Annotated in this window: 11 protein-coding genes; 9 read left to right on the top strand and 2 right to left on the bottom strand. The window is 70.6% G+C overall.

Translation table 11 applies throughout. The features are described 5' to 3' along the window. Positions 1-59 precede the first annotated feature (59 nt). The 6 genes from typA (at position 60) to PV343_RS17270 (ending at position 8624) form a co-directional block, all read left to right on the top strand. Positions 60-1976 (top strand): translational GTPase TypA, encoded by a 1917-nt coding sequence (gene typA / locus PV343_RS17245; RefSeq protein WP_319147804.1) that lies wholly within the window; start codon positions 60-62, stop codon positions 1974-1976. Between the two features lie 413 nt (positions 1977-2389). Continuing rightward, positions 2390-3436: an ABC transporter permease gene (locus tag PV343_RS17250; RefSeq protein ID WP_319147805.1), complete on the top strand. Its 1047-nt coding sequence runs from the start codon at positions 2390-2392 to the stop codon at positions 3434-3436. Positions 3437-3538: 102 nt separating this feature from the next. Then, positions 3539-5335, top strand: coding sequence for an ABC transporter substrate-binding protein (locus PV343_RS17255; RefSeq protein WP_319147806.1), 1797 nt, complete (start codon positions 3539-3541; stop codon positions 5333-5335). 99 nt (positions 5336-5434) lie between these two features. Further along, positions 5435-6412: an ABC transporter permease gene (locus tag PV343_RS17260; protein WP_319147807.1), complete on the top strand. Its 978-nt coding sequence runs from the start codon at positions 5435-5437 to the stop codon at positions 6410-6412. 15 nt (positions 6413-6427) lie between these two features. Next, positions 6428-7489, top strand: coding sequence for an ABC transporter ATP-binding protein (locus tag PV343_RS17265; RefSeq protein WP_319147808.1), 1062 nt, complete (start codon positions 6428-6430; stop codon positions 7487-7489). 13 nt (positions 7490-7502) lie between these two features. Next, the gene (locus PV343_RS17270) at positions 7503-8624 is read left to right on the top strand and encodes an ABC transporter ATP-binding protein (protein ID WP_319147809.1); all 1122 of its coding nucleotides are present in this window, start codon (positions 7503-7505) and stop codon (positions 8622-8624) included. Here the strand turns inward: PV343_RS17270 and PV343_RS17275 are convergent. After that, complete coding sequence (locus PV343_RS17275) at positions 8621-9358, bottom strand: class I SAM-dependent methyltransferase (protein ID WP_319147810.1); 738 nt, start codon at positions 9356-9358, stop codon at positions 8621-8623. The genes PV343_RS17270 and PV343_RS17275 overlap by 4 nt on opposite strands. Before the next feature lie 57 nt (positions 9359-9415). Next, complete coding sequence (locus PV343_RS17280) at positions 9416-10708, bottom strand: MFS transporter (RefSeq protein WP_319147811.1); 1293 nt, start codon at positions 10706-10708, stop codon at positions 9416-9418. A 258-nt stretch (positions 10709-10966) separates the two neighbouring features. Here PV343_RS17280 and PV343_RS17285 point away from each other — a divergent pair, with 258 nt between their 5' ends. The 3 genes from PV343_RS17285 to PV343_RS17295 all read left to right on the top strand — a co-directional run. After that, a complete protein-coding gene (locus tag PV343_RS17285) occupies positions 10967-14017 on the top strand; it encodes a condensation domain-containing protein (RefSeq protein WP_319147812.1) in 3051 nt (1016 codons plus the stop codon). Positions 14018-14064: 47 nt separating this feature from the next. Next, positions 14065-14781: a thioesterase II family protein gene (locus tag PV343_RS17290; protein WP_319147813.1), complete on the top strand. Its 717-nt coding sequence runs from the start codon at positions 14065-14067 to the stop codon at positions 14779-14781. A 21-nt stretch (positions 14782-14802) separates the two neighbouring features. Beyond that, positions 14803-15139, top strand: a 337-nt coding sequence (locus PV343_RS17295; protein ID WP_319147815.1) for an acyl carrier protein, incomplete at its 3' end; no start/stop codon positions are given.

Consider the following 15139-nt stretch of genomic DNA (forward strand, 5'->3'; position numbering starts at 1 on the left):
CCGCGTCACACGGACGTACGCAGCAGGGCCTTCTCACCACTCTGGGAGTTCGCCGCACTATGGCTGTGACTGCTACACGTCACGACATCCGCAACGTCGCCATCGTCGCCCACGTCGACCACGGCAAGACGACCATCGTCGACGGCATGCTGAAGCAGGCCGGCGCCTTCGCCGCCCACCAGCTCGACTCGGTCGACGACCGCATGATGGACTCGAACGACCTGGAGCGTGAGAAGGGCATCACGATCCTCGCCAAGAACACGGCGGTCAAGTACCACCCGAAGGACGGCGGGGACCCGATCACGATCAACATCATCGACACCCCCGGCCACGCCGACTTCGGTGGCGAGGTCGAGCGTGGTCTGTCGATGGTCGACGGTGTCGTCCTGCTGGTCGACGCGTCCGAGGGCCCGCTCCCGCAGACCCGCTTCGTGCTGCGCAAGGCCCTCCAGCAGCGCCTGCCCGTCATCCTGTGCATCAACAAGACGGACCGCCCGGACTCCCGGATCGACGAGGTCGTCAACGAGACCTACGACCTCTTCCTCGACCTGGACGCGGACGAGGACCAGATCGAGTTCCCGATCGTCTACGCCTGCGGCCGTGACGGCGTCGCCTCGCTGACCAAGCCGGCCGACGGCACGGTCCCGACCGACAGCGACAGCCTGGAGCCGTTCTTCTCCACCATCCTGGAGCACATCCCGGCCCCGACCTACGACGAGGAGGCCCCGCTCCAGGCCCACGTCACCAACCTGGACGCCGACAACTTCCTCGGCCGCATCGCGCTGCTCCGCGTCGAGCAGGGCGAGCTGCGCAAGGGCCAGACGGTCGCCTGGATCAAGCGCGACGGGTCGATCAGCAACGTCCGCATCACCGAGCTGATGATGACCGAGGCGCTCACCCGCAAGCCCGCCGAGAAGGCCGGCCCCGGTGACATCTGCGCCGTCGCCGGTATCCCGGACATCATGATCGGCGAGACCCTGGCCGACACCGAGAACCCGGTCGCCCTCCCGCTGATCACGGTCGACGAGCCCGCGATCTCCATGGTCATCGGCACCAACACCTCCCCGCTGGTCGGCCGCGGCGGCACCGGCAAGGGCGCGGACGCCAAGGCGGTCGTGAAGGACCGCAAGGTCACCGCCCGCCAGGTCAAGGACCGCCTGGACCGCGAGCTGATCGGTAACGTCTCGCTGCGCGTGCTGGACACCGAGCGCCCCGACGCCTGGGAGGTCCAGGGCCGTGGTGAGCTGGCGCTCGCCATCCTGGTCGAGCAGATGCGCCGCGAGGGCTTCGAGCTGACCATCGGCAAGCCCCAGGTCGTCACCAAGCAGGTCGACGGCAAGACCTACGAGCCCGTCGAGCGCATGACGATCGACGTGCCCGAGGAGCACATGGGCGCCGTCACCCAGCTCATGGGCGTCCGCAAGGGCCGGATGGACAACATGTCCAACCACGGCTCGGGCTGGGTCCGCATGGAGTTCGTCGTGCCCTCCCGCGGCCTCATCGGCTTCCGTACCGAGTTCCTGACGCAGACCCGCGGCACGGGTATCGGCCACTCCATCCACGAGGGCTTCGAGCCGTGGTTCGGCACCCTGCAGACCCGTAACAACGGCTCGCTGGTCGCCGACCGCTCCGGTGCCGTCACCGCGTTCGCGATGACGAACCTCCAGGAGCGCGGCGTGCTGTTCACCGAGCCGGGCACCGAGGTCTACGAGGGCATGATCGTCGGCGAGAACTCGCGCTCCGACGACATGGACGTGAACATCACCAAGGAGAAGAAGCTCACGAACATGCGGTCGTCCTCGGCCGACTCGTTCGAGGCGATCGTGCCGCCGCGCAAGCTGTCGCTGGAGCAGTCCCTGGAGTTCTGCCGCGACGACGAGTGCGTGGAAGTCACCCCGGAGGCCGTCCGCATCCGTAAGGTGAACCTGGACGCCCGCGAGCGCGCCCGCGCCGCGAGCCGCGCCAAGCACGGCTGAGGCCGCTTCCGGCCAACGTAGGACCCGGTTCTCCAGAGCTGTCGGGAGAGCCGGGCCTTCGGCATGCCCGGGTCATGCCCGCACGTCGCACGACTGCCGCCGGCCTGACCGTGCGTCGGGGAACGGCCGCGCGGCGAGTGTTCGGATAGCGGCGACCCGCCCCTCACGTTTCGGACATGTAACGCTAAAAAATATAACGCTCTGTCCGATTTGCCGAGATCTTGATGTTCGTGTCAAGCGCGCACAGGTGTCGATCTTTGCAATTTTTGCTCAAAAAATTGAAGGTAGGGAGATCCCTATGTCTTCCGCCCTTGACGCGCGTTGAACACATTGGCGAAAGTTCCCCCAAACCGCAGAACTCTCCGGTATCTGCGCTGCGCTCAGCTCTCCAACCCCCCGGGGGAAGAACACACATGACCAGTCCAGCCAAGGCTGAAGGCTCCGGGCCGTCGGTTGCCTTGGAGCCCGAACTCGAGTCGAAGCCCGAGCCTGTCAAGGTCGAGAAGACGCTCGAGGGTCGCTCTCCCGGCCAGCTGATGTGGCAGCGCTTCAAGCGTGACCGTACCGGTGTCATCTGTGCCGCGATAGTGATTTTCTACTTCGTCGTGGCGCTCGCCGCGCCGCTCCTGGCGAAGCTCAGCGGGACGGACCCGTACACGCTGTACGGGCAGGACCCGTCCTACCAGGACACGCCTGTCCTCGACGACTTCGGCCTGCCGCTGGGCTACTTCGGCGGTCTGTCCGGAACCCACTGGTTCGGTGTCGAGCCGCAGTACGGCCGCGACATCTTCGCCATGCTGGTCTACGGCATGCGGACCTCGCTGTTCATGGCGCTCGGCGTGACCGTCCTGATGATGGTCACGGGCATCATCCTCGGCCTGATCGGCGGCTACTTCGGTGGCCGTACGGACTACTGGATCGGCCGGGTCACCGACTTCTTCCTCGCCTTCCCGCAGCAGCTCTTCTTCATCGCCTTCATGCCCGTGGTGACCGCGTTCTTCGTGGACCCGCGGGAGGAGACGCCGACGTACTTCCGCGCCGTGGCGATGCTGATCGTGCTGTGGGTGCTGGGCTGGATGGGTATGGCCCGACTGGTCCGCTCCACGGTGCTGTCCCTGCGTGAGCGTGAGTTCGTGGAGGCCGCCAAGGTCTCCGGAGCCTCGCCCTGGCGGATCGTCCGCAAGGAGATCCTGCCGAACGTGGTGACGCCCATCCTGGTGCAGTTCACGTACACGCTGCCCAGCACCATCCTCACCATCGCCTTCCTCTCCTTCGCGGGTGTCGGCTTCGTCGAGCCGACTCCGGACTGGGGACGACTGTTCGCCAACGGCGCCAAGTACGCCGAGCAGGACCCGTCGTTCATCTTCTTCCCCGGTGTGGCGCTGGTGATCTTCGTCCTGGCCTTCAACCTCCTCGGAGACTCGGTCCGGGACGCCTTCGACCCCAAGTCCGGGCGGTAGATCGTCCATCTGGTGGGGGATCGCTGCCACCCCCGCGTCGGCCTGCCAGCCGCGTCAGGCAGTACTCATGGATAACAACCGACAGGTAGGTGCATTCGCCTCATGAAGTCGTTCAGCTCGCGCAGAGCGCAGGCCATCGTCGTCGCGTTCGCGGCCGGTTCCCTCGTGCTCACCGGATGCTCCGAGAACAAGGGCTCCGACACCGGTGCGAACTCCAAGAAGGACCAGAAGGAAGCCTCGGTCCAGTCGAAGGCGGTCACCTACGCCGACGCCGCCGGTTCCACCGGTCCGGCGAAGGACGTCGCCGGTGCCCAGAGCGGCGGCACCATCACGGTCTACCAGGAGGCGGGCCTCTCGCACCTGGACCCGGGTCAGACCTACGTCTCCGACGCCGGTCAGGTCGCCAACCTGCTCTTCCGTCGCCTGACCCAGTTCCAGGAGGACGACAAGGGCAACATCTCGGTCGCGGGTGACCTCGCCACCGACGCCGGCAAGTCCTCGGACGGCGGCAAGACCTGGACGTTCACCCTCAAGGACGGCATCAAGGACGCCAAGGGCAACGCCATCACGTCCGCCGACGTCCGCCACACCGTCGAGCGCCTGTACGCGAAGTTCATCTTCGACGGCCCGACCTACCTGCAGACCTGGCTGAGCGGCGCCGACTACCGCAAGGCGCTGCCGGACGGCGGCTTCGGCAAGAAGCACCTGCCGAAGTCGGTCCTGGACACGCCGGACGACAAGACGGTCGTCTTCCACTTCGACCAGCCGCGTCCTGACCTGCCGCAGACGCTGGCCATGGCCGGCTACGCCATCGTCCCGACGAAGGACGACACCAAGGAGAAGTACGACAAGGCCCCGGTCGCGACCGGCCCGTACAAGATCCAGTCGTACAAGAACGGCAAGTCCCTGGTGCTCGTCAAGAACACCAACTGGGACCCGAAGACCGACTCCGTGCGCCACCAGTACGTGGACGGCTTCAACTTCCAGTTCGGCGTCACCGAGTCGACCCAGACCAAGCGTCTGATCGCCGACCAGGGCGAGGACAAGAACGCCATCCAGCTCACCGGCGGCGTCGAGGCCACGCAGATCCAGGACGTCATCAAGAACCCGTCCGTCAACAAGCGCACGGTCAAGGGCTACCAGCCCTACGTCATGCAGCTCACGTTCAACCTGGACCGCGTGAAGGACCTCAAGGTCCGCCAGGCCATCACCTACGCGGTGAACTCCAAGTCGCTCATCGCCGGTGAGGGCGGTGTCTACGGCGGCGACGTGGCCCCGAACTACTTCGCCCCGACCCTGCCGGGCTACGAGGCCAAGTACGACCCGTACGGCCGCCTGGCGACCCCGCAGGGCAACATCGCCAAGGCCAAGGAGCTCCTGAAGAGCGTCCCGGCGTCTGAGAAGAAGGTCGTCTTCGCGTACGGCAACAGCGAGAACGGCCAGAAGCGCAAGGTCGCCATCGAGGACGCCCTCACCAAGGCCGGCTTCAACGTCGTCTCCAAGGAGGTCGACGCGGCGAGCTACTACGAGCAGATCGGCAAGCTCGACAACCCGTACGACATGTACATCACGGGCTGGGGCCAGGACTGGCCGGCTCCGTCCACCGTCGTCACCCCGATCTACGACGGCACGCAGGTCGCCGACGGTGCGCCGAACTACTCGCACGTGAAGGACCCGAAGGTCGACGCCCTCATCAAGAAGGCGCTGACCCAGCAGCCGACCCAGGCCGCGAAGACCTGGAAGGAAGCCCAGCACTACCTGCTGGAGAAGGTCGTCCCGGCGGCTCCGCTGTGGTACACCAAGCAGTTCCAGCTCTCCGGGTCGAACGTGGGCGGCGCCCGCTACGGGTCGGTGTCGAGCCTCATCGACATCACCCAGCTGTACCTGAAGAAGTCGTAACTCTCTACGGCTGATCGCGGGGACGCGCACCAGGCGGAGCGCGTCCCCGCACCTCCGTGAAACCTCCCACTCGTCTCCGCAGAGAGCAGCCCTCCCGCCATGCTTCAGTTCATCATCCGGCGCACGGTCGGTGCCCTGGTCACCCTGTTCCTCATCAGCGCCGCGACCTTCTTCCTGTTCGTCGCCGCGCCTTCCGATTACGCCTCCCTGGCCTGTGGCAAGGACTGCTCTCCCCAGAGGCTGGAGGACATCCGCCAGGCCCTCGGTCTCAACCTGCCCATCGTCCAGCAGTTCTGGGACTTCATGACCGGCATCGTGATGGGCCGTGACTTCCCGACCGGACACTGCAACGCCCCCTGCCTCGGCCAGTCGTTCTACTCGGGCGACATGGTCTGGGGCACGATCATGGACCGCTTCCCGACCACCCTGACCCTCACCCTCGGCGGTGCGGTCGTCTTCCTCGTGCTCGGTGTGGGCGCCGGCATGGTCGCCGCCTTCCGGCGGGGCTCCATGGTCGACAAGGTCGCCACCGGCGCGTCGATGGTCCTCAGCTCGTTCCAGATCTACTTCCTGGGTCCGATCGTCCTGATCATCTTCGTCTACAGCACGGGCTGGATGGAGAACCCCCAGTACGTGCCGATCACCGAGGACCCGTGGGGCTGGTTCACGGGCATGCTCCTGCCCACCCTGGTGATGGCCACCATCTTCACCGCGCAGTACACCCGTATGGCCCGCTCGTCGATGATCGAGCAGCTTGCCGAGGAGCACGTGCGCACCGCCCGCGCGAAGGGCATGTCGCGCAAGTACGTCTTCTTCCGCTACGCCTGGCGCGGCTCGATGATCCCGATCGTCACCGTGCTCGGTATCGACCTCAGCAGCATGCTCGGCGGTGCCGTCGTCACCGAGATCACCTTCTCCCTCCAGGGAATCGGTCGGCTCGCCGTGGACGGTGCGGTCCACAAGGACCTCCCGCTGACCATGGGCGTCATGTTGTTCGGTGCCTTCTTCATCCTGCTCTTCAACATCCTCACCGACATCGCGTACGCCTGGATCGACCCGCGCGTCCGGCTCTCCTAGGAAGAACGAACCACCGTGACCACACTGACCAAGACCGAGGGCACTCCGGCCCCGACCGGTGCGGAGAGCTTCCTCTCGGTGCGCGATCTGAAGGTGCAGTTCTCCACCGAGGACGGCATCGTCAAGGCGGTCGACGGCCTCTCCTTCGACGTCGAGCGCGGCAAGACCCTGGGCATCGTCGGCGAGTCCGGCTCCGGGAAGTCCGTCACCAACCTGACGATCCTGGGCCTGCACAACCCGCGCACCTCCACCATCGACGGCGAGATCGTCCTCGACGGCAAGGAACTCGTCACCGCCAAGGAAAAGGAGCTGGAGCAGCTCCGCGGCAACAAGATGGCGATGATCTTCCAGGACCCGCTGACCGCGCTGTCGCCGTTCTACACGGTGGGCCGGCAGCTGTCCGAGCCGTTCATGAAGCACCGCGGCGCCTCCAAGAAGGAGGCGAAGGACCGGGCCATCCAGATGCTGGAGAAGGTCGGCATCCCGCAGCCCAAGGTCCGCTTCGACGACTACCCGCACCAGTTCTCCGGCGGTATGCGCCAGCGCGCGATGATCGCCATGGCGCTGATGTGCGACCCCGACCTGCTGATCGCCGACGAGCCGACCACCGCGCTCGACGTGACCGTGCAGGCCCAGATCCTGGACCTGCTCAAGGACCTCCAGCAGGAGTTCGGCTCCGCGATCATCTTCATCACCCACGACCTCGGCGTCATCTCGCACATGGCGGACGACCTGCTGGTGATGTACGCGGGCCGGGCCGTGGAGCGCGGCAGCACCAAGGAGGTGCTGCACGAGCCGAAGCACCCCTACACCTGGGGCCTGCTCAGCTCGATGCCGCGTCTGGACAGCGACATCCACACCGCGCTGACGCCGATCCCCGGCAGCCCGCCCTCGCTGCTCAACCCGCCCTCGGGCTGCCGCTTCCACCCGCGCTGCGCGTTCAAGGACGAGGTGCAGGGCAACCTGTGCTCCGAGGTCCGGCCGGCGCTGGGCGAGGGGCGTGCCTCGGCGTGCCACCTGACGCCGGAGCAGAAGCAGACCATCTTCATCGACAAGATCCAGCCCCGGCTGCGCTAGGGAGAACCGAGACATGAGCGAGAACCTCACCCTCCCCGCACAGCAGGGCACCACCGGCACCGCGCCCGAGGCGCTGCTGGAGGTCAAGGGCCTGACCAAGCACTTCCCGATCTACGGCGGCTTCCCGATCAAGCGCAAGGTCGGCGCGGTCCAGGCGGTCGACGGCATCGACCTCAGCGTCGGCGTCGCCGAGAGCGTCGGCCTGGTCGGCGAGTCCGGCTGCGGCAAGTCGACCACCGGCCGGCTCATCACCCGGCTGCTGGAGCCGACCGCCGGCTCGATCACCTACGCGGGGCAGGACATCACGCACGCCTCGCGCCGGCAGATCGCGCCCGTCCGGTCCGAGATCCAGATGATCTTCCAGGACCCGTACTCCTCGCTGAACCCGCGGCAGACCGTCGGCAGCATCATCAAGTCGCCGATGGAGGTCAACGGGATCGAGCCGCAGGGCGGCCGGGAGAAGAAGGTCCGGGAGCTGCTGGAGCTCGTCGGCCTGAACCCGGAGCACTACAACCGCTTCCCGCACGAGTTCTCCGGCGGTCAGCGCCAGCGCATCGGCGTCGCCCGCGCCCTGGCGCTGAACCCGAAGCTGATCGTGGCCGACGAGCCGGTCTCCGCGCTGGACGTCTCCATCCAGGCGCAGGTGGTGAACCTGCTCCAGCAGGTCCAGGCGGAACTGGGCATCGCGTTCCTGTTCATCGCCCACGACCTCGCCATCGTCCGGCACTTCTCGCAGCGCGTCGCGGTCATGTACCTCGGCAAGGTGGTCGAGGTCGGCGACCGGGACTCGATATACAACCGGCCCCGCCACCCCTACACGCACGCCCTGCTGTCGGCGGTGCCGGAGGTCGGCGTCGACGAGGAGACCGCGGACCGTGAGCGGATCCGTCTCTCCGGCGACGTCCCCTCGCCGATCAACCCGCCGTCCGGCTGCCGCTTCCGCACCCGCTGCTGGAAGGCGCAGGACAAGTGCGCGACCGACGAGCCGCCGCTGGTCCAGATCTCCGGCAACCGTGACGGCCACCTGACGGCCTGCCACTTCCCGGAGGACCCCACGACCGAGGCCCGTGACGAGGACATCGTCATGGACCCGGCCCTGGCGGCGCTGGAGGAGGGCGCCGCTCCGCAGGCCTAGGCCCGCGGAGCGGCGACGGTGATGATCTCGGGGCTGGCGGGGGTCACGGGCCCCCGCCCCCAGTCCCCGTAGCGCTCGGCGACGGCAAGACCGGCCTCGCCGAGGAAGCCGTCGAGGGCGGTGGTGCCGAGGAACCGCAGGGTGCTCCGGCACACCCGCGGCCGCGGCCAGCGCGCCCCGGCGTACGTCTCCGTGAACGTGACCCGGTCCCCGGTGGGGGCCGGGTCCGCGTCGTGCCAGACCCGTACCGGCCCGTCGTCGCCGGTGAACTCGTGCACCCGGTCCGGGGTCCAGCGCTCCCAGGCGCGGGCGGCCGGGTTCCGGGTCTCGAAGACGAACCGGCCGCCGCCCGCGAGCGCGCGGCGCACCCCGCCCAGCAGTCCGCGCACCTGCTCGTCGCGCAGCAGTTCCTGGAACGCGTGGCCGGTCATCACGACCAGGTCGAACGCCTTGTCCCAGGTGTGCGAGAGCAGGTCCCCGAGCACCCACTCGACGCCCGGCTCCGCTCGGCGGGCCTGCACGAGCATGGCGGCCGCCGGGTCGAGGCCGGTGAGCCGGCCCCGGTGCCCGGCCTCCCGGGCTCCGCGCAGCAGCCGGCCGGTGCCGCAGCCGACGTCGAGGACCGAACCGGCGGCGAGGACGAGCTCCAGGTAGAAGTCGTCACCGGGGCCCCAGGGGTTCAACTTGTCGTAGAGCGAGGCGAGTTCGAAGTCGCCGAAGGCGCGATCGACCATGTCCGAAGTCTGCCTTCCGGCCGGGCACCGGTGTGCGGGAACGGCAGGACCGGGCGCTCAGCCCTCGGCCGCCTCGGTGGCCCCGGTGACGGCGTCCGGCTCCGGGAGGTCGTCCAGCGCGCGCCTGGGCAGCAGCGGCACCGCGACCAGGGTGCACAGGAGCAGCAGTCCGGCGGCGAGGAAGAACGGCGCCCGCAGCCCGAACCGGTCGGCGACGAGCCCGCCGGCGAGGCCGCCGAGCGGCGTCAGACCGTTGATCACCAGTCGGTAGGCGCCGTTGACCTGGCCGAAGCGCTCCTTCGGGATCAGGGTCTGGCGCAGTGTCGCGGTGAGGACGTTGCCCAGGGTGATGGCGGCGCCGACGAAGGTCAGCGCGAGTGCGGCCACCAGCGGGTGCGAGGTCCAGCCGGCGACGGCGAAGGACGCCGGGCACAGGGCGAAGGAGAGCTGCAGGGCCCGGCCCCGGCCCAGCGCGGAGACCACCAGCGGCGCGGTCACCACGCCGATCAGACCGCCGCCGGCGATGACCAGCATCAGCAGCCCGTACATGGTCTGGCTGAGCTTCAGCGTGTCCAGGGCGTAGAGCACGGCGACCCCGAGCACCGCCAGCACGGCGAAGTTGAACAGGGCCACCAGCAGGCACACCGTCCGCAGCAGCCGGTGCCGCCACAGCCACACCACCCCGGCCGCGGTGTGCGCCCCGAGCGACCGCGGCGTCAGCGGCGTGCCCCGGACGGCCGCACCCTTCGGGCGGACCCTGAGGACGAGCAGCGCGGACACCGCGAAGCAGGCGGTGGAGAGCCCGAACGGCAGCGCGTGCGCCACCGCGAACAGGGCCGTGCCCAGCGGCGGGCCGAGGAACTCCATCGTGACCAACTGGCCGGTCAGCAGCCTGCTGTTGGCCGAGTCGAGGGCGTCGGCGGCGGCCATGTCGGGCACCACGGCCTGCGCCAGGTTCTCCGCCATCGTCTCCACCGAGCTGAGCAGGAACGCGACCACCACCAGAGCGGTCAGACTCGCCCGGCCGGTGAGGAGCACCATGACCAGGCCCGCGAGGACGGCGGTCCTGGCCGCGTCGCACAGCCACAGCAGCCGGTAGCGGTCCCAGTGGTCGATGAGGGTCCCGCTGAACGGGCCCACCAGGACCCAGGGCAACTGGCCGGCCACCGTCACCAGCGACACCTTCAGCGGATCGGCGGTGATCGTGGACGCCAGGACGGCCAGCGCGATCATCCGCACCCCGTCGCCCAGGCCGGAGAAGGTCGTCGCGGCCCACAGCCGGCGGAACCCCGGGCCGAAACGGCGCCGCGCGGACGGCAGGGCGGGGGCGGTCAGGGCGTGTTCGGCCACCTCGGGAGGTTCCCTTCTGATCAGGGCTGCGCCCGGGCCGTGATCCGGCCGGCGACCGGGCCGCCGGCAGCCCCGGCCGGGGTACGGGCACCCGATGCTGCCCGGACCCGGCGCCCCGGGACAGTCGGGGACTTACCCGACTGCCGGACGCCACCGCACCGGGGGAGCATCCCGTGCAGTGCCATGCATGCGGAGCAGCGCAGTCACCGGGAGGCGCGCGGCCGCCCGGTCGGCGCGACGGAGGAGAGACGGACGCCGATGACCGAAGAGAGCCTTGTGGCCGACACATCGTTCGCGCAGCAGAGCCTGTGGCTGCAGAACGAGATAACCCCGGGCCAGTCCGCGTACAACGTGACGGCGGCGGTACGGCTGCGCGGCCCGCTGGACGTCCCGGTGCTGCGGCGCGCCCTCGGCCTCGTCGTGGACCGGCACGAGGTCCTGCGCACCACCTTCGACCTCGACGACGGCGACCCGGTACAGGTGATCCACCCGTCGGCGCCGGTCGACATCACGGTGCTGGACACCACGGAGGAGGAGTTCGAGGAGACCGCGCGCCGGGAACTGGAGACGCCCTTCGACCTGCGGCAGGGCCCGCTCATACGGTTCCGGCTGCTGCGTCTGGCGCCCGACCACCATGTGGCGCTGCTCGCCATCCACCACATCGTCACCGACGGGCTCTCCTCGGGCATCCTCTTCGGTGAGCTGACCGCCGCCTACGCGGACCTGCGCGCGGGCCGGGAGCCACGGTTGCCCGAACTGCCCATCCAGTACGCGGACTTCGCTGCCTGGCAGCGTGAACGGCTGACCGGTGAGCACCTCGACGGGCTGCGCGCCCACTGGGCCCGCGAGCTGTCCGGCGCCCGGCCCCCCGAGCTGCCGACCGACCGGCCCCGGCCCGCCGTCGCCAGCGGACGGGGCGCCGCCCACCACTTCACCCTGCCGCGCGCCCTGGTGCAGCGCGTGGAGGCGCTCGCCCGCCGGCGCACCGCGACTCCGTTCATGGTGCTGCTCGCCGCGTTCAACGTGCTGCTCGCCCGCTACGGAGGCCAGGACGACATCACCGTCGTCTCCCCGACGGCCGGCCGCACCCGGCCCGAACTCGAAGGCCTCATCGGCTACTTCGTCAACCCGCTGTTCCTGCGTACCGACCTGTCCGGCGACCCCGACTTCCTCGACCTGCTCGACCGGGTGCGGACCGCCTTCCAGGGCGCCGTCGCCCATGAGGAACTGCCCTTCGAGCAGGCCGCCGACCTGCTGCGCCAGCACGCCGCCCCGGGGGCCGGCGAGGACCCTGCCCGGGTGCTGATGGTGCTCCAGGCCAAGGCCCCCGAGCGGTGGACCGCCGCCGGGCTCACCTTCGAGATGGCGCACGTCGGCACCGGTACCGCCAAGATGGACCTGGCCATGGACGTCCGGCCGGCCGACGACGGCCACCGGGTGGTGCTGGAGTACAGCACCGACGTGTTCGACGACGCCACGGTAGTGCGCCTGGCCGGGCACTACGTCGCCCTGCTCGAAGCGATCGCCGAGCAGCCGGACCGACCGCTGTCCCGGCTGCCGCTGCTGGACGCCGAGGAGCGCCGGACCGTGCTGGCCGCCGCGCCCGGCGCGCGCACCGGGCCCGCCACCGGCCCGGTCCACGCGGCGGTGGAGGAGTGGGCCGCCCGGACCCCGGATGCGCCCGCGCTCACCACACCGGAGACCGGGCTGACGTACCGGCAGCTCGACCGGCGGGCCGGGGAACTGGCACAACGGCTGCGCACCCACGGCGTGCGCCCGGGCACCCCGGTGGCCCTGCGCGCCATGCCCTCGGCCGACCTCGCGGTCACGGCGTACGCCGTCCTCAAGGCGGGCGGCGCCTGCTTCCCGCTCCACCCGGACCTGCCCGAGCACCTGGAGCGGACCCTCCTCACCGAGTCGGGGGCACTGGTCCTCCCGGACGTCTCCGCCCCCTCCGGTCGGCCCCCGGCCCCCGCCGGCTCCGCGCCGCTGTCGGCTTCCGCCGAGACCGTGCCGCCGTCGGGTTCCGGTGACTCCGTGCCGCTGTCGGCTTCCGCCGAGACCGTGCCGCCGTCGGGTTCCGGTGACTCCGTGCCACCGTCGGCTTCCGCCGAGACCGTGCCGCCGTCGGGTTCCGTCGAAGTCGTGCCGTCGCCGGACGGCACGCCTGCCCTGCTGGCCTGGACGGTCACCGGTGAGGGTGCCGTCGGCGTCGTCCCGCTGAGCCACACGGCGGTGCTCACCGCCGCCCGGGGCGCCGCGGCCGCGCTGGACCTGGCACCGGGCGGCGTCCACCGGTGCGCGCCGGACAGCCCCGAGCAGTTCCTGCGCGAGCTGCCGGCGGCGCTGGCCCGCGGCGCCACCCTCGAACTCGCCCCGCCGGAACAGGCCGGTGCCCCCGAGGCGGACCGGCCCGCGCCACGGCTCCGGTTCCTGCCCGGCACCGCCGGCGCGTACGCCGTGGCCACCCCGGCCGCCGGCCAGGACCCGGTGGTGCTCCGGCCCGCGGGCTACGATCTGCACGTCCTCGACGAGCACCTGGAACCCGTGCCCTTCGGAGCCGTCGGCGACCTCCACCTCGGCGGCCCCGCCGTCGGCACCGCGCCGGACGGTGCCCCCGGTACGACGGCCGCGGCTCGGCTGCCCGGCGGACGGCTGTTCAGGACCGGCGAGCGGGCCCGGCTGCGCCCCGACGGCACCGTCCTGCCGCTCGGCCGCACCGACGGCACGTACGGTCACCAGGCCCTGCCGGTGGACCCGGCCGCGGTCGAGTCCGTGCTGGCGGGACTGCCCGGCGTCGCCGACTGCGCCGTCGTCGTGCGCCCCGTGCTCCCGGGCGGCCCGGGCCTCGTCGCCTACGTCGTGCCCCCGCCCGGTGAACACACGGACGCCGACGCGCTGTTGAAACTGCTCGGCGACCGGGTCCCCGGCCCCTGGCTGCCCGCGGCCGTCGTCGGGACCACGTCCCTGCCCCGGACCGCGTCCGGCGCTCTCGCCGTCGACGAACTGCCGCCGCCGCCCGCCCCGGACGGCCCCGCCGCGGACGGCGACGGCGCCCCCCGCACCCCGTTCGAGGAGGAAGTCGCCCGGATCTGGGCGGAGGTGCTGGAGGTGGACGCCGTGGGCATCCACGACAACTTCTTCGATCTGGGCGGGCAGTCGCTGACCGCCGTACGGCTGGCGGCCCGGCTGCGCGACACCTTCGCCGTCGAACTCGCCCTGAGCGACCTCTACGCGGACTTCACGGTCGCCGAGGTCGCCTGGACGATCCTGCGGCGGCTGACCGGGGACGACCCGGCGGACCACTGAACCACCGGCGCACGGCCGCGGACGGACCACGAGAAGCGAGGAAAGACATGTCTGGCACCACTCTGCTGTGCCTGCCCCCGGCCGGCGCGGGCGCCGCGTTCTTCCGGCCCTGGGTGGGCAGCCACCCCGGTCTGCGCGTCGTCCCGGTGCAACTGCCCGGCCGCGAGAAGCGGTTCGCCGAGCCGGAGTGCCGGGACGTCGGCACGCTGCTCGACCTGATCGTGCCCGAACTGCTGCGGGAGACCGAGGGCGCCGACCGGGTCGCCGTCTTCGGCCACAGCTTCGGCGCCTTCCTGGCGCACGAGACCGCCCGCGCGCTCGCCCGCGAGGCACCCCATCTGGACCTGGTGCTGGTCCCGAGCGGCGCCACCCCGCCCGGCACCCCGCGCGCCGAGCGCATCACCGGGCTGCCCGACGACGCCTTCATCGCCGGTGTCCGCCGGATCGCCGGCTACCACCACCCGGCGCTGGACGACCCCGAACTGCGCGAACTGCTGCTGCCGCCGCTGCGCACCGACATCGCGATGCAGGAGGACCACCGGCCGGACCAGGCCGGGCCGTCGCGGTTCCCGGTGCTGAGCGTGCGCGGCGCCGACGACGACGTGGTCTCCGCGGCGGCGGCCGGTGCCTGGCGGGACACGACGACCGGGCCCTTCCGGCTCGTCGAGCTGCCCGGTGGCCACATGTACCTGGTCGACTCCTGGCGCCCGCTGCTCGACCTCCTCGCGCACGAACTGGGCGGTCTGCCGGCCGGCGCCCACTGAGCCCCCCGCACTGGAGACCTCATGTCGGATCACGCAACCGCACCCGCCGCGCCCCCGGCCCACGCCGGCCTCCGCGCGCGCATGGCCGCCGTCTGGGAGGAGGCGCTCGGCTGGGGCGTCACCGACACCGCGGCGAGCCTGTTCGACCTGGGCGGCAGCAGCCTCACCGCGGCACGGATCGCCAAGCTCAGCCGCGCGGAGTTCGGCGTGGACATCCCCGTACGCGCGCTCTACGAGCACCAGTCGCTCGACGCGTTCACCCGCCACGTGGCCGGTGCGGCCCCGGCGCTCACCGGGCCCGCGCGACCGCGCCCGGCCACGCCCGTCAGCGGGCCGGCCGCCCAGGGCCGGGCGGGCG

Origin of the sequence: Streptomyces sp. WI03-4A, assembly GCF_033792105.1 — a bacterium.
In the GTDB taxonomy this organism is placed as follows: Bacteria; Actinomycetota; Actinomycetes; order Streptomycetales; family Streptomycetaceae; genus Streptomyces; species Streptomyces collinus_A.

Coding starts and splice junctions, on each gene's coding strand:
- typA (WP_319147804.1), top strand. CDS start 60: ATGGCTGTGACTGCTACACGTCACGACATCCGCAACGTCGCCATCGTC.
- PV343_RS17270 (WP_319147809.1), top strand. CDS start 7,503: ATGAGCGAGAACCTCACCCTCCCCGCACAGCAGGGCACCACCGGCACC.
- PV343_RS17290 (WP_319147813.1), top strand. CDS start 14,065: ATGTCTGGCACCACTCTGCTGTGCCTGCCCCCGGCCGGCGCGGGCGCC.
- PV343_RS17250 (WP_319147805.1), top strand. CDS start 2,390: ATGACCAGTCCAGCCAAGGCTGAAGGCTCCGGGCCGTCGGTTGCCTTG.
- PV343_RS17255 (WP_319147806.1), top strand. CDS start 3,539: ATGAAGTCGTTCAGCTCGCGCAGAGCGCAGGCCATCGTCGTCGCGTTC.
- PV343_RS17275 (WP_319147810.1), bottom strand. CDS start 9,358: ATGGTCGATCGCGCCTTCGGCGACTTCGAACTCGCCTCGCTCTACGAC.
- PV343_RS17285 (WP_319147812.1), top strand. CDS start 10,967: ATGACCGAAGAGAGCCTTGTGGCCGACACATCGTTCGCGCAGCAGAGC.
- PV343_RS17260 (WP_319147807.1), top strand. CDS start 5,435: ATGCTTCAGTTCATCATCCGGCGCACGGTCGGTGCCCTGGTCACCCTG.